This window comes from Brevundimonas sp. SL161, from assembly GCF_049896985.1.
Classification (GTDB): Bacteria; Pseudomonadota; Alphaproteobacteria; order Caulobacterales; family Caulobacteraceae; genus Brevundimonas.
Window position 1 is genome coordinate 96,142 of the sequence record NZ_JAFCVJ010000011.1, and the last position, 18,918, is coordinate 115,059.

Here is an 18,918-nt window from a genome sequence, read left to right on the forward strand (position 1 = left end):
TCAGACCCGGCCGGTGACCGGCACCAGCGCGCCGGTCATGGCGCGTGAGGCGGGCGAGGCGAGGAACAGCATCACCTCGGCCAGATCGGAGGGTTGAACCCAGTTCGCCGGATTGGCGTCGGGCATGTCCGCGCGGTTCTGCGGCGTGTCGAGGATCGAGGGCAGGACGGCGTTGACGGTGACCGAGGTCGACTTCAGCTCTTCGGCCAAGGCCTCGGTCAGCCGGTGTACCGCCGACTTCGACGCCCCGTAGGCGCCCATTCCCGCCGCCGCCTTGAGCGCGCCGTTGGCCCCGACATTGACGATCCGGCCCTCCGCCGACGCCTTCAGATGGGGCAGGGCGGCCCGCGAAGCGTTCAGTGCGGTGGTCAGGTTCAGGGCGAACATCTTGTCCCAGGCCGGATGGGCGTCGTCGGTGGTCTGCCAGACGAAGCCGCCCGCGATGTTGAGCAGGGCGTCGATGCCGCCGAACCGCTCCACGACCTTTGCGATCGCCGCGCCGGTCGCACCCGCGTCGGTCAGGTCGACCCCGCCGATCTCCAGCGCCCCGTCCGGCGCCTTGCCCGCGGCGTGGTCGATCAGGGCGACGTTCAGCCCCTGGGCCAGCGCGGCCTCGACGACGGCCCTGCCCAGAATTCCGTGGCCGCCGGTGACGACGAGGGTGCGGTTGGTCATGAGTGTCTCCCTGGAGGTGACTTAGCGCGCCCCCTCTCCCACCGGGAGAGGGAAATCAGAGCGCCCACAACCGCGCCGCCCCGCGCACGCCGGAGGCATCGCCCCAGACCGCCGGCGCGATCCGCCCGGCCCACTGATCGGAAAAGGCGTAGCGCTCCACGACCGCCGGAAGCCGCTCGTACAGCTCGGTGACGTTCGACATTCCCCCGCCCAGCACGAACACATCGGGATCGACAAGGTTGGTGACCATGGCGATCGCCCGGCCCAGCCGATCGACGTAGCGGTCCAGACTCTCCACCGACGCCGCCTCGCCCAAACGCACGGCCGCCACGATCCCCGGCGCATCCAGCGCCTGGCCCGTCCGCTCGAGATGATCCCGCTGAAGGCCCGATCCTGAAACCCAGGTCTCGAGGCACCCGTGTAGGCCGCACCAGCATTTCGGCCCAGGCGCCTCTTCGGCGCTCGGCCAGGGCAGGCCGATGTGGCCGATCTCGGCCGCGACCCCGCCCACGCCCTGTACCAGCGATCCGTCGACCACCAGCCCGCCGCCGCAGCCGGTGCCGATAATGATGGCGAAGGCGACCTTGGCCCCCGCCGCCGCGCCGTCGGTCGCCTCCGACAGGGCCAGGCAGTTGGCGTCGTTGGCCAGACGAACCGGCCGCCCCAGCCGGGCTTCCAGGTCGTCGCCGAACCGCCGCCCGTTCAGATAGGTGGAGTTGGAATTCCGCATCAGCCCGGTGCGAGGCGACCTCGAGCCCGGGGTTCCCATGCCGATGGTGCCGGTGCGCCCGCTCTCGCTCTCGATGAAGGCGACCAGCCCGGCGACCGCGTCGATGGCGGCGTCATAGGCTCCGGGATTGGGCACGCGTTTCCGGGCCAGGATCGCGCCCTCAGCGCCCAGGCCCACCGCCTCGATCTTGGTTCCGCCGAAGTCGATCCCGATACGCATGGGACTCATCTACCAGAACCCTCTGCCGGAAGGAGAGGGACTGTCAGCCGAACACCTTCCCCAGCAACCGTTCCAGAGCCTCGGCGTCCGTCGCGTCGAACGCCGCCTTGCGAGTCGCATCGACGTCGAACACGGCGATCAGTTCGCCCGAACGGTCGATCACGGGCACCACGATCTCGCTTTCCGACCGCCCGTCGCAGGCGATATGGCCGGGGAAGGCGTGGACGTCCTCAACCAGCTGGGTCTGGCGCGTCTCTGCCGCCGTCCCGCAGACCCCACGTCCAAATGCGATTCGCAGACAACCCAACGTCCCCTGATACGGCCCGACCACCAGCTCCCGCGCCTTCGTCGGGTCGACGACATAGAATCCGGCCCAGAAATAGTCCTCGAAGGCGTCGGCCAGCATCGACCCCACGGTGGCCATCCGAGCGGTTGTGTTCGGCTCGCCATCCAGCACCGCCAGGATCTCGGCCTCGACCTCGGCATAACGTGCGGCCTTGTCGGCGGGGCGGTCGTCGCGGGCGACGTGGGACATGCGGGCTCCAGCGGGTGCGATGGGCGGGCACGGCATATAGGCCGCGGGGTAGGCGAGCGCGAGGGAGAGTCTGCCAATCAGGCGTAAGTCGATGTTGTCTTTGAACTAACTGTGAGCGCACGGGATTCTGTCCCCGTTGCGGCAACGCTTTGTCGCAAAACAGCGTTAACCATGGTCGGAAGTTCACTGGACCAAACCGATGGTTTGGGAAATGGTTAACGCCAAGCCGCTGTACGGCTGCGTGGGAACGGGGTGAGGGATGCGCGAACGCGACGCCAGAGATGACGACCGCTCGCGAGGCTCGCGCCTGCGGGGGCCGATCACGGCCGTCGCCGTTATCGTCGCCCTGGCCGTGACCGCCGGCGCCGTCGCCAGTTGCAGTGACCCGGGTGTGGCTTTCTGGCGCAAGGATGACAACGCGACCGCCAACGCCTGCCCCCGGCCCCAGTCCGTCACCGGCTCCGAGTTCAACGCCCAGGAAGCCGGCATGCGCCAGCTGCGACGGGCGGCCTTCCGCGGCGACTTCTTCGCCCAGCTGGAGCTCGGCGCGCGCTATGCGGCGCTGCGAGCCACCGACAAGAATATCGAGGACCCGATCGAGAGCGCGGTCTGGACCGGCATGGCCTTGGCCAATGATGAGGGCTACGCCCCGATAAACCGGACGGATCGTGGGGGCTTTTTCGGCGGCCTGCGCAATGTGTCGCGCTACGACGATTGCCGGGCCTGGGAACGCCACGTCGCCTATGAGCGGCTGGACAACCAGTTGTCCCGCATGACGATGGAGGAGCAGTCCGAGGTCCGGAACCGCATCATCTACGTCCTGTCGACCCAGGATGCGGAGGGGTTCCGCGCCCTGGCTCGCCTGCACGACGCCCTCTATGGACCGTTCGGCGAGCCCCAGGACAACGCCCAGGCGCGCGAGGCCTGGGGCCGTAATTCGGGAGGCCAGACTGATCGCCGTCGCACCGGCTATTATGCGGCCGTCAGCCTGTTCCCCCGCAACGACGTCGACGCCTATCTCTACAACTACCTCGCGGTTCAGACGGGCGACGTCGGGGCCTATGTCCTGCTGAAGGATTTCGAACGGTCCTCGCCCGGCCGGTCGCGCTACGGCGCCTTCGTCGAGGCCAAGGCGCGCCAGTGGGTGCCGCCCTACGAATTCTATCCGAACCAGGCCCCGGCCTCGGGCGTGCCCTTCTCGGACGAGAGCCGTCCGCGCGGCGACGCCTACGAATATGCGCTCGGCCGGATGACGGAGTTGCCGTTCGTCCACGTCGGGCGGGCCCTGCGCTATCTCGGCGTGACCGAGGCCGTGGCGAACGCGCCGAACGACCTGTCGGCGCGCCAGATCCAGACGCTGGAGGCGATGCTCGGCCACAACATGGAATCGCGGCTGTCGTATCTGGAGATGGTGCGCGCCATCCAGTTGGCGGCGGTCAACGGCTCGTCCGAGGCCCAGCTGGTCCTGGCGGTGATGTATTCCGAAGGCATCGGCGTCCCTCCCGACTACGCCCGTGCCTTCCACTGGTATTCCCAGGCCGACAAACAGGGCAGCCCCGAAGCGAAGTTCGCCATCTCGACCTATTTCGCCCTCGGCGTCGCCGGGGTCGCGGATCAGGACAAGGCGGAGGCGGTCGCCGCCCGCATCGATTCTGCGCTGGCCGGCTTCGGCCCGTCCGCCTCTCGCCTGCAGGCCGTCCTGGCCCAGGTTTCCCGTTCGCAGCGCCGCTAAGGAGGGGCTGATCCGATGAAGACGCTGACCATCGCCGTTTCCGCCCTGGCCATCGCCGCCGGCCTGACGGTCGCGGCCCCTGACGCACAGGCCCAGACGGCCGCGCGGGTCGAAAGCCAGACCCGCCCGAACTTTGGCCTGCTGCTGGATCCGCCAGCGAGCCAGAGCCGGCGTCAGCACCGGCCGCGCCGCTGGAACTACGACACGCACCGCCCCGACTGGCGGCCGGGCCATCAGCCCCCCTACGGCGGCCCGATCATTCCCGGCGGCGAGGAGATCGTCCTGGTCGACTGCGGCGGTAATCCGGGCACAGGCGGCGTCGAGGCGGCAGTCCAGCGCGTGCGCCCCGGCGGCACTCTTGTCATCCGCGCGCGGGGCGGGGCCTGCGTCGGCTGGCTAAACGTCGACAAGCCCATGACCATTATCGGGGAGGGCGGCTTCGATCCGCGCCGCTGGAACGAAGGCTCGGCCATCACCCTTCAGGCCCCTGACGGCCTGCCCTGCATCACCGTAGCGTCCGGCGTGCGGCTGGAGCTGCGCGATGTCGTCCTGGCCTCGCCGCGCGGCGGGGACGCGGCCTGTATCGTCAGCTACGGCGGTCAGATCGTCGCCAACCGTCTCGGCATTCGTCATGCAGGCGACGAGGCGGCCATCTATGCCGACGGCGGCGCGGTCGACCTGCGCGACACGATCATTGACGCCCAGACCATCGCCCCGGCCATCGTCGCCGACGGCGCGACCCTGAACCTGTGGGAGACGGTCATCTCCGGTTCCCAGTCTGGCATCGAGATCGTGCCCGGCAACGCCGATCCGTCGCGCATCGATTCGGTGACCCTCAGCGGGACCGAGACGCCCAACAACTTCGGCCCGCGCTCCATCGGCCTGGCGGTGCGGTCGCGCCGTGACTACGGCCGGGTGGAGGTCGTCAACACCAGGATATGCGGCTTCTCCGAGGGCGTGGCGGTCGAGGGGGCCTCGGTCACGGTCTCGGGCTCCAAGATCTGCCGGGCCGACAAGGGCGCGGTCCTCTACAACGGCGAACTGACCCTGACCGACAGCCGCGTCCGCGCAGGCTCGGTCGGCGTGGCGGTCCAGTCCGGCCGGGCCATTGTCACCAACAACACCTTCGTAGGCATGCGCAAGGTCTTCGATCGGGAGTACCGGGCCACTCTGGACGCCTCGGGCAACCGTGTCTGGTCCGATGAACTGTGCCGGCCGCGCTGGGAGCCGCGCTACCGCGATCGCTATGCGCCCCAGTGGTACCAGAGCCCGGATCAGGGCTACGAGTGCCAGTTCACCGCCTATCCCCGCGACTGGTGGGACGAGATGGACGGCGCCCACGGCGATCCCTACGAGTCATATTCCTACATGCCTGACAACTACGGCCGCTTCCAGCAAGGCGACGGCTGGTACGATTCCAACGGCCGCTATGTCGACGGCGGCCGGGTCCGGGGCGAGGATCGCTGGCGCAGATAGGCGAGGGTGGTAGGCGCGGAGGGACTCGAACCCCCAACCAGACCGTTATGAGCGGTCGGCTCTAACCATTGAGCTACGCGCCCCCAAACCGCAGGACCTGGGGCGGGCAACCGGCCTAGCAGGGGAGGCCGCGCCGGGAAAGAGCCCGGACCATGTCGGCGATTTCATCCCGATGAACGGTTTCTGCCGATGCGGCCGCTCCCGCCGTTCAGGCGTTCAAGGCCAAGGTTCCACCACGGCCTCCGCAGAGAACGGGGGCCGTCCCAGGTTTCGTTCTCGATGAGGATTTCTTCCATGACCCGCACGCTCAAGGCCCTGATGGCCGCCACGGCGCTGACCGCGTTCGCCGCCCCCGCCGCCTTCGCCCAATCTTCGTCGGGAGGGGCCACTCCGATGCAGGTGCATGCGATGGCTGCTCAACCGGCTCTCAACCTGTCCGCCTATGGCGAGGTCCGGGTCGCGCCGGACATGGCCACCATCACCTTCGGCGTCACGACGGAGGGGACGACTGCCCAGGCCGCCATGTCTGACAACGCACGCCGCATGCAGGAGGTCTTCGCCGCCCTGAGCCGCGCCGGCATCGCCGACCGCGATATCCAGACCTCGGGCCTGAACCTGGCGGCCCAGTACGACTACGTCGAGAACCAGCCGCCCCGTCTGCGCGGCTACCAGGCCTCCAATCAGGTCACGGTGATCATCAACGACCTGACGAAGGTCGGTGCCACGGCCGACGCCGTGGTCTCCGCCGGCGTCAACCAGATCAACGGCATCGCCTTCGGCCAGAAGGATCCCAAGGCCGCCGAGGACCAGGCGCGCGTCCTGGCCGTACGCGCCCTGCAGGACAAGGCAAGCCTCTACGCCCAGGCCCTGGGCGTCGAACTGGGCGCCATCCGCTCCCTGAACGAAGGCGGCGGCTACACGTCCCAGCCGCCGATGCCGATGTACGCGGCCCGTATGCAGATGGCCGACAGCGCCTCGACCCCGGTCGCGGCTGGCGAGATGACCGTACGGATCGACATCACCGGGACGTATGATCTGGGTCGGTAAGGACTGAACCCTCTCCCGTCGGGAGAGGGCTTGAGGCTCGCGGAGCGCAGCGATGCGCGAAGCCGAAAGGGTGAGGGTCGTGCGTTCCCGGCGACTCACGCCCCTCACCCGACCGCGCCAGGACGGCGGCTATCGCCGCCGTGCGCGCTCTCCCTCTCCCACCGGGAGAGGAAGAGATCTTTTCTGATACTACAACTGTTGCAGTTCTCTTCCGACCCCCTATGTTAGCGTCCTAGCAACAGCGCTGCGGGACGTCCTGCGGCCGGAGAGACTTCAATGATCGAGCGCAGACCGTTCGAGAGCCTGGGCGGCGCCAACCACGGCTGGCTGAACGCCAAACACCATTTCTCCTTCGCCAACTACTATGACCCCTCGCGTATGAACTGGGGCAATCTGCGCGTCTGGAACGACGACGAGATCGCGGCCGGCTCGGGGTTCCCGCCCCATCCGCACTCGGACATGGAGATCATCACCTACGTCCGCGAAGGCGCGATCACCCACGAGGACAGCCTGGGCAACAAGGGCCGCACCGAGGCGGGCGACGTTCAGGTGATGAGCGCCGGCACCGGCATCCGTCACGCCGAGTACAATGCCGAGCCGACCCTGACCCGCATCTTCCAGATCTGGATCGAGCCCACAAAACGCGGCCAAGCCCCGGCCTGGGGCGCCAAACCCTTCCCCAAGGGTGACCGCGCCGGTCAGTTTGTCGTCCTGGCTTCCGGCTTCGAAGGCGACGGTGACGCCCTGCCGATCCGGACCGACGCCCGCATCGTCGGCGCGACCCTGAAGGCCGGCGAGACCGCGACCTATCCGCTGGGGGAGACCCGTCGCGGCTATCTGGTGCCGGCGATCGGCGAGGTCGAGGTCAACGGCGTTCGTCTGAACGCTCGCGACGGCGCCGCCATCTCGAACGAGGCGACGATCACGGTCACGGCCGTCAACGACGCAGAGATCGTCCTGGTCGACGCGGCCTAATACCAAGGGCTGACTTGTCCGACGGTCCGTTTGGCGTAGCGTTGCTATACGGACCGCGTTCTTCAAAGCGTTCCTGAACAGACAGGCATGAAACACATGAACTTTTTCAACGGCGCCTCCCGCTGGCAACCCGAAGGCCTGGCGATCCTCCGCATCGTCACGGGTCTGACCTTCCTCGCCCATGGCGTCATCAAACTGTTCGGCTTCCCGCCGTCAACGGTGGTGACGCGGCCATCCTGTTCAGCTTCATCTTCCTCTACCTCGTCACCTCGGGCCCCGGCGCCTGGAGCCTGGACGGCGTGAAGAAGCGCTGAACGGCAGTCTAAAATGAAGAAGGCCGGCGGATCCTGCGATCCGCCGGCCTTTTCCTTGTCCGGTCGGTGAGGTCAGAGGACCCCGATCATGCTCGCGACCAGCGGGTGACGGACGATGTCGCCCTCGGCCAGACGCACCACCGCGATCTCCGGCACCGCCTCCAGACGCTGGGCGATGTCCCCCAGGCCCGACAGCGAGGGCAGCAGATCGGTCTGGCCGGGATCGCCGGTGACCACCATCGTCGAATGCCAGCCTAGTCGGGTCAGCAGCATCTTGAGCTGGACGTAGGTGCAGTTCTGGGCCTCGTCGATGACGATGAAGGCGTTGTTCAGGGTGCGGCCGCGCATGTAACCGACCGGCGCGATCTCGATCAGCCCTTCGGCCATCAGCGCCCCGACCCGTTTCATGGTCAGGCGATCGGACAGGGCGTCGTACAGGGGGCGCAGGTAGGGCGCGAGCTTGTCCTCCATGGCCCCGGGAAGGAAGCCGATCGATTCGCCGGCCTCGACGGCGGGGCGCGACAGGACAATGCGGCCGATCTTGCCGGCTTCCAGCGCCTCGACCGCCTTGGCGACCGCCAGATAGGTCTTGCCCGTGCCTGCCGGGCCCAGCGCCACGGTGAGGTTGTGGGTGTCGATGGCGTTCAGCAGTTCGGCCTGTCCCTCGGACTTGGGCTTCAGCGTCTTCAGATAGGCCTGGTCCCTGTCATCATTGGACGGATGTGGCGACCATGCGCTCCGCGTGTGCGGAGTCGGCAGGCGGCGGATCTTCGCATCCTGTCCATAGTCGGGTCCGTCGAAGGCCCCTCCATCGCGGGTTTGACGCTTCAGGGTTGCGCGCTTGGCCATCAGTGCCTCCAGGGCATGAAAAAAGGCGATGCTGCGAAAGCATCGCCTCGAACGAGGGTGGGGAGGAGAGGGGAGACGCAGAAGCGGCATCCGAGGTCGAAGATGTATCCCACATCCAGCGGGAGAACCCGCCGCATACCCGAACGCGTCACGCACGCCCCCAAGGCTCTGACCGGACCGGGATTGATCCGGCTTCGGACTCGGGGCCGAAATGGCGACCTCGAATCGCATCAACAGAATGATGCTATCGTGGTTAGCGAAGAGTTAAAGCCCTCATTTGCTAAGAATAAGGTGATACTTCCATGACGATCTATGCGCTGGCGGACAAGAAACCGCAGCTTCCGCCTGAGGGCGAATACTGGATCGCGGACAATGCTGTCGTCGCAGGAGACGTGATTCTGAGGTCGGGCGCCAGCGTCTGGTTCGGGGTGACTGTGCGCGGCGACAATGAGCCGATCACCATTGGCGAGAACACCAACATCCAGGACGGCAGCGTCCTGCATTCCGACCCCGGTTCGCCCCTGACCATCGGCCGTGACGTGACCGTGGGGCACAAGGTCATGCTCCACGGGTGCACGGTCGGCGACAACAGTCTGATCGGCATCGGCGCCGTCATCCTGAACCGGGCGGTGATCGGAAGGGACTGCCTGATTGGCGCCAATACCCTGATCCCGGAGGGCAAGGTGATCCCCGACGGCTCCCTCGTCATGGGCCAGCCGGGGAGGGTCATCCGCGAACTGGACGCAGGCCAGATCGCCGCCCTGACGGCGTCGGCGCAGCACTATGTGCAGAACTGGAAGCGGTATGCCCAAAGTCTCCTCCCTGTCGCATAGCGACGGGGGAGGAGACGAATTAAGCGATCCTGCGCCCATCCAGTGCGGCCAGCGTCAGCGGCGCGCGGCTCTGCGTCCCCACGCCGATTGACAGTCGCGCCGTCAGTGCGCCGACGGCCTCGCGGCGGCGCTCCTGTTCGGCCACCGGCTGATAAAGGCCGACAAGACGATCCGCGGTCCCGTCGGGCCGGCGCATCGGGGCGATGACGATCTCCAGCACGCCCCTCAGCCGCGCGGCCTCGGCGACCATGACAACCGGCCGGGCCTCCCGGAAGGTCTGGACGACGGCGCTGGCCACCAGCGGCCGGCTTTCCGGGGCCCACAGCTCCAGCCATGAAATCCCGCGCATCGGGCGGCCGTGCAGGGTTTCGACCCAGGCGCCGGCCAGCCGGAAGGTCGCGCCTTCCAGAGCGCGGTCGGCGCTGAACAATTGCGGGACCAGCCGTCCCAGCCGCATCGGATCGAAGGCCGTGCGCTCAGGGATCCGCCCGGCCTCGGGCAGGGCCGCCCAGTGGTCAATCAGATTTTGCGTGCCGGGATGGAACATCGCTCTCGCCTCCGAGAGGCCTCGCGCAAAGGCCGGACCATCGCCTTGGCAACGGAAACGAAAGACCTTTGCCGCCAGATGTCAGGCTGAACCGGCCCGCGCCCCGCGCGACGCCGTCGAACTGTTGCAGGAGCCCAGCCCATGCGGGTGCGGATAAAGACCTGGCTGCCGGCCCTTGCCGGCGCCGTCGGCCTCTGGAGCCTGGCCAGCGCCGCGGGCTCGGCCCAGTGCACGGCCGGCTGTCCGCCGCCGCCGCCGCCGCCCTGCGACACGGGCTGCAACCCGCCGCCTCCGCCGCCTCCGCCGCCTCCGCCGGATTGCTGCACCCATCCCGGGCCGCCCGACTACCCGCCGCCGGGCGACATCAACATCAACGTCAATGTGAACGCCAACGCGAATGCCTCAGCGTCGGCGCGCGCGGGAATAAACGCCCGCGTCGGCGGTTACGGCAACCTGCGTGGCGGTGGCGGCGGCTCGGCCTATTTCAACGTCGATCAGCCCTATCCCACGGTTATCCAGAACCTGAACGTCGAGGCCGGGGCCGTCGCCCAGGTCGTCCGCGTGCCCTACGAGGCCCGCCGTCGCTGGGAAAAGCGCGTCGTCATCCAGGCCTTCTGCATCGACGACCGCGAGATTCCGCATCCCGCGTCCCAGGTCATTCCGGACCGCGACATCGCCGACAGCTATGAGGGCGAACTGTTCCGCTGCATCGCCGGCACCCATCTGCAGGTCACATGGTCCGAGTGGTCCGGCCAGGTCAGCAACGGCGGCCAGGGCGGCGAGACCTTCGCCTGCGAGAAGGGCAACGCCCTGTGGCGCGACCGGTCTGGCGAGATCACCTGCCGGGTCCAGCGCCCGGAACGCGACTGCAACGAGCGGTCCCTGCTGCGCCGCTATGGCGCGGGCGTGAAGGTGGTGACCTGGATCCGCGAGGAGATCTACACCGAATACCGCGAAGAGACGGTCATGGCGCAGGGCGCCTCGATCGTCGGCGCAACCATGATGCTGGACGGCGGGGTCGGCGGCCGGGTGTTCTGATTTCGACCTGAACGCCAACCTGAACGGGCGACAACGCCCCGTTCAGCCTGGGCGCATCCGCCGAGGCGTAATGTTCAATCGTCGGTCATCGCCGGCGATCCTGAGTGAAGACTTGGCCCCGGAGCGAAAGCCCCGGGGCCTTTTTCGTCCTACTGGGCAGGGGCAGTGGCCGAGACGACCGAGGCCTCCCACGCCTTGTCCGGGACAAGATACAGCCGCGCCGCAGCCTGGATGTCGGCCGGGGTGACGGCCTCGAAGTCGGTGATCAGGGTGGTGATCTGCTCGACCTCGCCGGGGTCGGCCGCGACGCCTTCGAGGGCGCCCAGCCAGAACTCGTTGCCCGCCTGGCTGCGGCGCAACGATTCGATGATGGGAGCCCGGGCCCGCGTCAGCTCGTCCTCCGTGATCGGCGCGTCGCGCAGCGAGGAGGCGATCGTATCAACAGCCGCGAAGAACGGCCCCTGATTCTCCGGCGTGGTCTGGGCTGTCACCGACACCGAACCGTAGCCGGCATAGACGTCCGAGGACGACGAACTCACCCCGGGCGAATAGGCCAGGGCCTGCTTCTCGCGAATCTCCTCCAGGACTCGCAGTTCCATCACCGCCGCCAGGAGGCGAATCTTGCGGGACTCTGTCTCGTCGCCGATCGAATCGGTCGTCGGCCAGGCGACATAGCCCAGCGCCTGTTCGGCCGGCCCCGTGTGGGTCAGACGCATGGGCTCGGCCGTGCCGGCAGGGAAGCGCAGGATATCCCCACCGACCGGCGGCGTCGGCGCGGGGCCGCGGGCGGGCAGGGCGGCCAGGGTCGCGCCCACGGCGGCGATCGCGGCGTCGACGGTCACGTCACCGACCATCACGACATCGACCGGCCCCTGCGACAGGCCTTGGATGAGATCCGACTTGAGCTGGTCGTTGGACCAGGCGGCCACGGCCGCCGCCGTCGGGAGGGCCTGACGGGCGTCGCCGGAGGCCAGAAGCGCGCCGGCCTGCAGGGCGAAGGCGCCGCCGGGGGTCGCGCTCTGCTGAGCGATGATCTGGGGCCACTGCGCCCTGATCTGCTCGAACGGGGCGGGGCGCACCGCCGGGTCGGTCAAGAATGCCGTCAGGACCTGCATTTCCAGCTCCAGATCCTGCGGGCGGGTGCTTCCTGACAGCTGATAGGCGTCGCCCGCGACCGTCAGGTTCGCGCCGTAGATGCGGCCGCTGAGGACGCGGTTCAGCTCATCGGCCGTCAGCTTGCCGAGGCCGCCGGCGGTGAAGACGAAACCGGCCAGCGAACGGGGATCGCTGCGGTCCGTCGGCAGGCTCAACTCTCCCAGACCGGTGCGGATGCTGACCAGTATCTGCTCGTCGCGGAAGGCCGTCGGCTTGACCGTCAAGGTCGTGCCGTTGGCGAAGGTCACGATCGTGGCGCCCAGTTCGGCGACCTCACGGCGGGCTGTGGGCTGTGCCGGAGCTCCGAAGCTGGCGTATGGCCATTCAAGCGCGGCCTGCGCCTGCGGGGCGGTGACCGCCACGGCCTGGGACGCTTCCAGCATGGCTGTCACGGCCGCTTCGCCGCGTTCGATCGGCGCCGGGGTGACCACGAGGGCCAGCGGGCCCTGACCCTGGAAGACGGAGGCGACGGCGGTGTTGACCGTGGCCGGCGTCAGTCCTTCGAGGGTGCTGTTGAAGAGTTCGAGCGTGGTCTGGGGCGTTACGAAGACGCGGTCGTCGTTGACGGCGTTCAACAGGGAGTTGACCAGGCCGGGCGTGGTGCGGGTCGCAACGGACGCCACGGCGTTCTCCAGCCGGGCGCGGGTGTCTGTGATCTCGCGGGCCAGCTCGGCTTCGGTCACGCCGAACTCGACCAGACGCCGCTTCTCCTGCTCGATCGTCTCAAGCGCGCGCTGAAGACCGCCCGGATTGAAGGCGGCGGTCAGGAAACCCCGATCGAGACTGTCGAAGAAGGTCTCGGTCTGCGCTCCGGCGCCGATAAACGGTGGATTGTCTGCCCGCGCCAGTTCGCCAAGGCGGCGGTTCAGGACGGCGAGGCCGAGGCTGCGAATGAGCCTCGACTGGCGTTCGGCGACGGAATCGGGATCGAGGTCGGGGTTCTGGATCCAGCTCAGTTCCACCGTGGACTGCACGCCCGGCTCGACCAGAACGCGGGTTTCGGTCCCGCGTGCTGCGACCTGGCCAAGGTCCGGTTCAGGGCCATCCGACGCCCTGGGCTCCCAGCCTTCGAACGCACCCCGAATCTTGGCTTCCATCTGGTCGACGTCGAAATCACCCACGGCGAGGAAGGTCGCCCGCGACGGGCGATAATAGGCGTCATAGAAGGCGACAAAACGGTCCCGGGGCGCCGTGCGGATCACGTCCATATTGCCGATGGGCAAGCGTTCAGAGGCGCGCTGGCCGGGAGCCAACAAGGCGAGCCGCGCCGCGAAGGCCCTCCGGGCCGGCGAGTTGCCGGTCCGCTCCTCGCCCTGGATGACGCCCCGCTCGGAGTCGATCGCATCAGCGGCCATCAGGGCTTCCGAAACCTGTTCGCGCATGATGCGAAGGGCCGCGTCGACGGTCTCGTCATCCGTTCGCGGCAGCTCCAGAATATAGGCGGTCTGATCCAGGCTGGTGAACGCGTTGGTGTCGGCGCCGAAGGCCAGACCCAGCCGTTCCAGGATACGCAGCAACTCGTTCTCCGGGATGTTGGTCGTCCCGTTGAAGGCCATATGCTCCATGAAGTGAGCCAGACCCTGCTCATCGTCGTCCTCCATCAGGGAGCCCGCGTCGATGCGCAGTCGCAGGGACGCCTGGCTTGGAGGGGTGGCGTTGCGCAGGATCGCATAGCGCATGCCGTTGGCCAGGATGCCGTAGCGGACGGCCGGGTCGGCGGGAATGTCGCTGGTCGCCTGGGCCCACGCGTTTGACGGCTGCGCCGTAGTCTGGGCGACCGCAGGCAAGGCGGCCAGGAGCGCCAGCCCTGAAGCGGCGACGAGAAGAAGACGACGGGCGTTGATCATGCGGGCTCCGGGTGGACGAAACCGCGCCGGCCGGCGCGGCTCAACTAAAGGATGACGAAACGAATCCGGCAACCCCTGCCGGTTGTTCGCATCATCGCCTTGAACCGGGGCGCGTGTAAACTAAACTTTACGTCAGGAGCCGGGTCGCGACACGTAGAAGGTCGCGGTATTGCCGATGGCGCTGGCCCCGGCGATGACCGAGCGGCCTTGGTTGCGGATCGTCGTCGTGGACGTCGCCGAGACGGTCCCGGAGTTCGTCTGGGCGTTGGTGATGTCCATATAGCCGTCGCACTGGGAACAGGCGTAGCCGGTGACGGAGTTTCCGACGGCCTCGGCTGCGACTCGGGCGTCATAGCCGTTCGCGCCGTCGAAGCTGGCCGAGACCTCGACACCGCCGGAGTTCACCTGGGAATTGTCGATCTCCAGATAGCGGTCGTTGTTGCCGATCGAGACCTCGTTGCCCGTCCCGTAGGCGTTCGACGTCGCCGCGCCGAAGTCGTAGCTGGTGACCCGGCTGGCGGTCTGGATCTGCGACAGGTTCGACTGGTCGGTCGTCACCACGGCGGAGCCGCCCTGATTGTAGAGCACCGCCTGGTTGCCCGTGGCCCGCGCCCGGCCGGCCAGGTCCCAGGCATTGCCGGAGTTGGCGCTGGTCGAGGCGGTGACCTGGTCCCCGGCCTGGCGCTGGCGGAGGGTCAGGTCCTGGCTGGAGGCGAGGCCGGAGTTCACCAGCACCGAGTTGCCGATCGACTGGCTGATGAACTCGCCGGTCTCGGGGATGTACTGCGTGCCGGCGAAGTTGGAGGCGCGGACGCCCGCGGCGGAGTTCTGGATCACCGTGCCTTCGACATGGGCGCCGCTCGCGCCGATGGCCATGGAGTTGGCGATGGCCGTGACCCCGATCGAGGCCCCGCCGATCAGGCGCGCGGAGGATCCCGTGATCGTCGAAGATGCGGTGACCTCCGACGGCTCCACGCTCTGGGACGATTCGATTGTCAGGTCGCCGCCGTAGGCCCCGGCCGCCAGAGAGTTGCCGCGCGCCTGGGTCGTCGCATTGACCGGCCCCTCGGTGTCGCCGGTCAGGGTCAGTGTGGTGGTGGCGCGGGTATTGCCGCGCATCGTCTGGGTCGAGGTCAGGGCCAGCGAATCGTTCTCGACCGAGCCGGACAGGCTGTTGCCCTGGGCGGCGTTGTTCACGGCCACCTCTCCGTCGGCGCCTTCGACGTTCAGGGTCTGGCCCGCGATGACGTCGCCGAGCTGAAGCTGCTGGTTCAGGACGATCGAACGGTCCTGATGCGCGTAGGCCTCAGTAGCGACTGCGACGCACATCGCCGTCGCGGCGATCGTGCCAGCGAGACGGATCGGCGCGTGTCTGGCCATTGTTCGTTCCCGTGTTGTCATAGGCGGCGTAGTAGCCGCCGGTCGCGCCCACCGTGTTCAGAGGGTCGTTGGCGGCGTCGAGGCAGACTTCTGGCCCCGGCGCGCCGTACAGATTCGCCATCATCTCCAGCGTGGCGCGCTCGATCAGGGCGCGAACCGCCAGCTGGACCGGCTCCATCCCGCCCGTGCCGGCCGAGACGTCGATGACGTTGCCGTTGAGGAAGTCGAATACCCCGGCGGAGATTTCGCGGCCGATGATCTGCTTCTGGTAGGAGATGACATCGACGACTTCCTGCGTCGTCGTCTGGACGAGCCGGAGGTCGATCGCGATGTTCATCACATAGACCTTGCCCTGGATGATGCCCGAGCCGGGGACGTCGGTGTCGGTCTCACCCACGGCGGCGTCGAAGCCGGCCGAGCGGATGTTGTAGTTCACCTCGGTGATGCCGCCGGCGATGTAGAAGTCCGAGCCCGGCACCTGACCGGCCAAAATCCGGCGATAGTTCGGCTCCTCCGCCGTGCCGCCCTGGTCGCCGATAAGGCGATTGTTAGCATAGCGGAGTTCCATCTCCGAGATCGAGGTATCGTAGCGTTCGACGATCTGGGCGCCCGACTTCGCCAGCGCCGACATCGCCATCAGGGACGCGCCCTGGGTAATCTGGCGGCCGCCGTCGGCCGAGACAGTCCCGGTGTAGTCGGCGATCCGTCCCACCGCCATGCGCGGCGAGGGCAGGTTGTAGCGCCGGGCGTAGTCGGCCAGGCAATAGAGCGCCGTCGAATAGGGCGTCGGGTTCGATGTGACCGGCGCATTACCGATCGGCGTGGCGTACAGGCCGTTCGGCCCCGCGACCGGACTCACGCAGGCGGACAGCATTGCGGCGACCGCGACGGCGACGACGCCGCTCCGGAGTCGGGGAGTAAGCGTGCGCACGATCATTCGAAGCCTGTCAGGGTGCCGGTCAGATCCGTTCGGGCAGTGACATTGCCTGTATTGGTCTGGCGCGAGTTGACGATGACCGTGTTGTGGCTGCCCTGGACCACCACGTTCAGATTGTTGCCGATGGCGGTCGAGCCCGCGATCGTCGTGCCTTGCGAGCCGCCGACGCCGCCGGAGTATGTGTTCGACACGCCGCCGGACTGGCGGGAATAGGCCGAGGCGCCGGCCTGGATGATTCCATCGACGATCAGGCGATTGCCGTTTTGGTCGCGGGTCGATCCGGTCTGGGCCGCGCTCACCGATTGCCGGGAGCCACCGTAGCCGTTCTGCATGCTCGACAGGCCGGCCGAGCCGCTCGTCTGCGCCAAGGCTGCGCCCGGAGCGGCCAAAGCGACGGTCAGCAGGGCGATGAACGTCCTTTTGAAGGGCATTTCGGCCAATCCCACGCGAACACGGTTAACGGCCGCCACGTCGCGGTCCGCGTGCCAAAGTGCGTTATGGTTATTAAGAAGCGCTTATTGCTGCGCTTAATGCGCAAAGCGCTGCTGGCCTGACGGTGGGCCCGTCCAATTATCGCAGTGGCTCGTCCGAATTGGGCCACCCACTTGATCGCCCGGTCGGATGGTCAGCCCGAAAACCTGAACAGTCATAAGGGGGGCGGCGCTGATCGTCCTCAAGAAGAGCTTGAGATTGGTCAGCCCTTTCCGCATTTGAGCGGGATGGAGCCGATGCCCGACCGATTCGCCGGTCCGCCCCCGAGGGAACGCATCTTCAATGCGCCGCTGCTGGCGGTGCTGCTGGCTGCCTCGATGCCGGCGCTCTACGTCCTTCAGGGGCGGTCGCGCGACAATTGGCTGGGGCTGGCCTTCGCTCCGATCGATCTCGGCGAGGGGCGCTACGGCGGACTGTTCACCTCCATGCTGGTGCACGGCGGCTGGGTCCACGCCCTGATGAATGCGATCGCCGCCCTGACATTCGGCGCGCCGGTCGCGAGACTTTTCCGTGGACCGGTCGGCGCAGGGGTGTTTCTCGCAATTTATATATGCGCCGGAATTTTTGCGACGTTGGGCTATGGCCTCGTCCACCTCGGCAGCCCGGATCCGCTGGTCGGAGCATCGGGCGCGGTGTTCGGTCTGATCGGGGCTGCGACTCGCCTCCTGGGCGGGGGAGGGCGGGTCCTGCCCCTGACCAACCGCAGCGTCATCACCACCTCCATCGCCTGGATGGGCATCAACGCCGTCGTCGGCCTGATCGGGTTCGCGCCCGGCGCCGAGGGCGCGAGAATCGCCTGGGAGGCTCACGCCTTCGGCTTCCTGTTCGGCATTCTGGCCATCGGCCCCCTGGCGCGTCTGTTCGCGCGGCCCGACGAAAGGTTTGATTCGTCGGGCGGTCTGGGCGATCCTCTCGCCTGAAGCGGCTTCGGTCCTTCGGCCGACCGCCGTTCCCAAGAACATAAGGGAAGGAGCCGCACTGTGCTGGTTGCAGAAATCCTCAAGAGCAAGGGAGGCGATGTGTTCAGCGTCGCGCCCGACATTTCCGTCTCGGACGCCTGCGTCGAGCTGGACAGCCGGCGTGTCGGCGCCCTGATCGTCTGCGACGGCGACCGCGTCGTCGGCGTCATCTCGGAGAGAGATGTCGTCAAGGCTGTCGCCGCCGACGGAGCCGCCGGCCTCGCCAGGCCCGTGTCCGCCTATATGACCAGAGACGTCGTCTTCGCCGAGCCGGGCGAGACGGTCGCGATTCTGATGGGGCGGATGACTGATCGCCGGATCCGCCATCTGCCGGTGTTGAAGGACAACCGGTTGAGCGGCGTCATCTCTATCGGTGACGTGGTGAAGTGCCAGATCGCCGAGGCCACACACGAGGCCGAGAGCCTGCGGACCTATATAGCCGCGGGTTGATCCGCTGAGCGACAAGGCTCGCTGAACCGGACTCGGTGTGAATCTTCGTGCGCCACAACAATGCCGCTTGCGGATGAAGATGCCCCTACGTATATCGCCACCTCGCTCGGAGACGGGCTGGCCACCGGGGCCCCGGGGACGCAAGTCGCCAGGGACACGGAGGAAAACGGGGACTAAAAACCCTTGCTTCCACGGCCGGTTCCACATAATCTCCGCGCTCCAATCGAATCGCCTCGGTAACGAAACGGGGAAGCCAGTGTGGCTTTCCTCGGGTGGTATTTTGTGGACTGAAGGCTTCGGTTTTCGTCTCCGCGGAATGGCTGAAAAGCACGGTTGACACGGGGTTCGGCCTTCCTTAGGAAACCGCCTCCGCCGCCCTCCAGGGGGCCGGAAACGCTGACAGTTCTCTTTCAAAAGAACAACTTGACGCAGAAATCGGAGGCGACTACATCGCCGCCTCCGCCGACCTCCGGGTCGGTTCGACCCTGGGAACTTCTTCTAAAAGAAGTTCTTGACACAGACTTACGAGGCGACTAAATCGCCGCCTCCGCCGTTCACTGGCGTTAAACAGTGGGGCCGGTTCTTCCGGTCTTGGTCTTTGAAATCGTTGATTTGGAAAGAGAAACGCAGGCGGCGGTGTCCTAGCGATGACCAGTGATGGTCATTACGATGATACTGACACTCTGCGGTCTTTTTGAAAGATACAACCATGTCGGTTGGTTCCCTCG

At 67.2% G+C, this 18,918-nt stretch carries 18 protein-coding genes, 1 tRNA gene and 1 pseudogene; 9 read left to right on the plus strand and 11 right to left on the minus strand.

The genetic code is table 11. The annotated features are described in order from the left end of the window. Genes ACP7AU_RS09925 through ACP7AU_RS09935 form a run of 3 tightly spaced genes read right to left on the minus strand, consistent with a single transcriptional unit; the run spans position 1 to position 2,159 of the window. Positions 1–675: an SDR family NAD(P)-dependent oxidoreductase gene (locus ACP7AU_RS09925; RefSeq protein ID WP_426051297.1), complete on the minus strand. Its 675-nt coding sequence runs from the start codon at positions 673–675 to the stop codon at positions 1–3. 55 nt (positions 676–730) lie between these two features. Beyond that, positions 731–1,624, minus strand: coding sequence for an ROK family protein (locus tag ACP7AU_RS09930; protein WP_426036864.1), 894 nt, complete (start codon positions 1,622–1,624; stop codon positions 731–733). Between the two features lie 43 nt (positions 1,625–1,667). Then, positions 1,668–2,159 carry a GAF domain-containing protein gene (locus ACP7AU_RS09935; RefSeq protein WP_426036866.1) on the minus strand — a complete coding sequence of 164 codons (492 nt, stop codon included), beginning with the start codon at positions 2,157–2,159 and terminating at the stop codon, positions 1,668–1,670. Between the two features lie 259 nt (positions 2,160–2,418). On the opposite strand from ACP7AU_RS09935, the gene ACP7AU_RS09940 reads away from it, so the two are divergent. Next, positions 2,419–3,891 (plus strand): tetratricopeptide repeat protein, encoded by a 1,473-nt coding sequence (locus tag ACP7AU_RS09940; protein WP_426051298.1) that lies wholly within the window; start codon positions 2,419–2,421, stop codon positions 3,889–3,891. Positions 3,892–3,906: 15 nt separating this feature from the next. Beyond that, positions 3,907–5,367 (plus strand): hypothetical protein, encoded by a 1,461-nt coding sequence (locus tag ACP7AU_RS09945; protein WP_426051299.1) that lies wholly within the window; start codon positions 3,907–3,909, stop codon positions 5,365–5,367. Positions 5,368–5,374: 7 nt separating this feature from the next. Here the strand turns inward: ACP7AU_RS09945 and ACP7AU_RS09950 are convergent. Next, positions 5,375–5,450 (minus strand) — tRNA-Ile (locus tag ACP7AU_RS09950). Between the two features lie 211 nt (positions 5,451–5,661). Here ACP7AU_RS09950 and ACP7AU_RS09955 point away from each other — a divergent pair. From ACP7AU_RS09955 to ACP7AU_RS09965, 3 genes are all read left to right on the plus strand, one after another. After that, entirely contained in the window at positions 5,662–6,414 is a 753-nt protein-coding gene (locus ACP7AU_RS09955) for an SIMPL domain-containing protein (RefSeq protein WP_426051300.1), read from the plus strand. A 276-nt stretch (positions 6,415–6,690) separates the two neighbouring features. Beyond that, entirely contained in the window at positions 6,691–7,389 is a 699-nt protein-coding gene (locus ACP7AU_RS09960; protein ID WP_426036874.1) for a pirin family protein, read from the plus strand. A gap of 96 nt (positions 7,390–7,485) precedes the next feature. Beyond that, positions 7,486–7,692 carry a DoxX family membrane protein gene (locus ACP7AU_RS09965; protein WP_426036876.1) on the plus strand — a complete coding sequence of 69 codons (207 nt, stop codon included), beginning with the start codon at positions 7,486–7,488 and terminating at the stop codon, positions 7,690–7,692. Positions 7,693–7,775: 83 nt separating this feature from the next. Here the strand turns inward: ACP7AU_RS09965 and ACP7AU_RS09970 are convergent, their stop codons facing one another. After that, positions 7,776–8,564: a PhoH family protein gene (locus tag ACP7AU_RS09970; protein ID WP_426036928.1), complete on the minus strand. Its 789-nt coding sequence runs from the start codon at positions 8,562–8,564 to the stop codon at positions 7,776–7,778. Positions 8,565–8,854: 290 nt separating this feature from the next. Here ACP7AU_RS09970 and ACP7AU_RS09975 point away from each other — a divergent pair, with 290 nt between their 5' ends. Further along, on the plus strand, positions 8,855–9,385 hold the full coding sequence (locus ACP7AU_RS09975; RefSeq protein WP_426036878.1) for a gamma carbonic anhydrase family protein: 531 nt from the start codon (positions 8,855–8,857) through the stop codon (positions 9,383–9,385). A gap of 19 nt (positions 9,386–9,404) precedes the next feature. On the opposite strand, the gene ACP7AU_RS09980 is transcribed toward ACP7AU_RS09975, so the two are convergent. After that, positions 9,405–9,932 carry a PAS domain-containing protein gene (locus ACP7AU_RS09980; protein WP_426036880.1) on the minus strand — a complete coding sequence of 176 codons (528 nt, stop codon included), beginning with the start codon at positions 9,930–9,932 and terminating at the stop codon, positions 9,405–9,407. A gap of 141 nt (positions 9,933–10,073) precedes the next feature. Here ACP7AU_RS09980 and ACP7AU_RS09985 point away from each other — a divergent pair, with 141 nt between their 5' ends. Further along, positions 10,074–10,970 carry a hypothetical protein gene (locus ACP7AU_RS09985; protein WP_426051301.1) on the plus strand — a complete coding sequence of 299 codons (897 nt, stop codon included), beginning with the start codon at positions 10,074–10,076 and terminating at the stop codon, positions 10,968–10,970. Between the two features lie 149 nt (positions 10,971–11,119). Here the strand turns inward: ACP7AU_RS09985 and ACP7AU_RS09990 are convergent, their stop codons facing one another. The 4 genes from ACP7AU_RS09990 to hfaA all read right to left on the minus strand — a co-directional run bounded on the left by ACP7AU_RS09990 (position 11,120) and on the right by hfaA (position 16,720). Then, complete coding sequence (locus ACP7AU_RS09990; RefSeq protein WP_426051302.1) at positions 11,120–13,972, minus strand: M16 family metallopeptidase; 2,853 nt, start codon at positions 13,970–13,972, stop codon at positions 11,120–11,122. A 132-nt stretch (positions 13,973–14,104) separates the two neighbouring features. Then, complete coding sequence (hfaD, locus tag ACP7AU_RS09995) at positions 14,105–15,352, minus strand: holdfast anchor protein HfaD (RefSeq protein ID WP_426051303.1); 1,248 nt, start codon at positions 15,350–15,352, stop codon at positions 14,105–14,107. Beyond that, a complete protein-coding gene (hfaB, locus tag ACP7AU_RS10000; RefSeq protein ID WP_426036888.1) occupies positions 15,279–16,289 on the minus strand; it encodes a holdfast anchoring protein HfaB in 1,011 nt (336 codons plus the stop codon). Before hfaB ends, hfaD begins: the two co-directional genes overlap by 74 nt. Beyond that, positions 16,286–16,720, minus strand: coding sequence for a holdfast anchoring protein HfaA (hfaA, locus tag ACP7AU_RS10005; protein WP_426036890.1), 435 nt, complete (start codon positions 16,718–16,720; stop codon positions 16,286–16,288). Before hfaA ends, hfaB begins: the two co-directional genes overlap by 4 nt. A 297-nt stretch (positions 16,721–17,017) precedes the next feature. Here hfaA and ACP7AU_RS10010 point away from each other — a divergent pair, with 297 nt between their 5' ends. Both ACP7AU_RS10010 and ACP7AU_RS10015 read left to right on the plus strand, forming a co-directional pair. After that, positions 17,018–17,701 carry a rhomboid family intramembrane serine protease gene (locus ACP7AU_RS10010; protein ID WP_426051304.1) on the plus strand — a complete coding sequence of 228 codons (684 nt, stop codon included), beginning with the start codon at positions 17,018–17,020 and terminating at the stop codon, positions 17,699–17,701. 60 nt (positions 17,702–17,761) lie between these two features. Continuing rightward, positions 17,762–18,190, plus strand: coding sequence for a CBS domain-containing protein (locus tag ACP7AU_RS10015; protein ID WP_426036894.1), 429 nt, complete (start codon positions 17,762–17,764; stop codon positions 18,188–18,190). A 522-nt stretch (positions 18,191–18,712) separates the two neighbouring features. Here ACP7AU_RS10015 and ACP7AU_RS10020 read toward each other — a convergent pair. Beyond that, positions 18,713–18,918, minus strand: a pseudogene (locus tag ACP7AU_RS10020) (hypothetical protein); the annotation flags it as partial.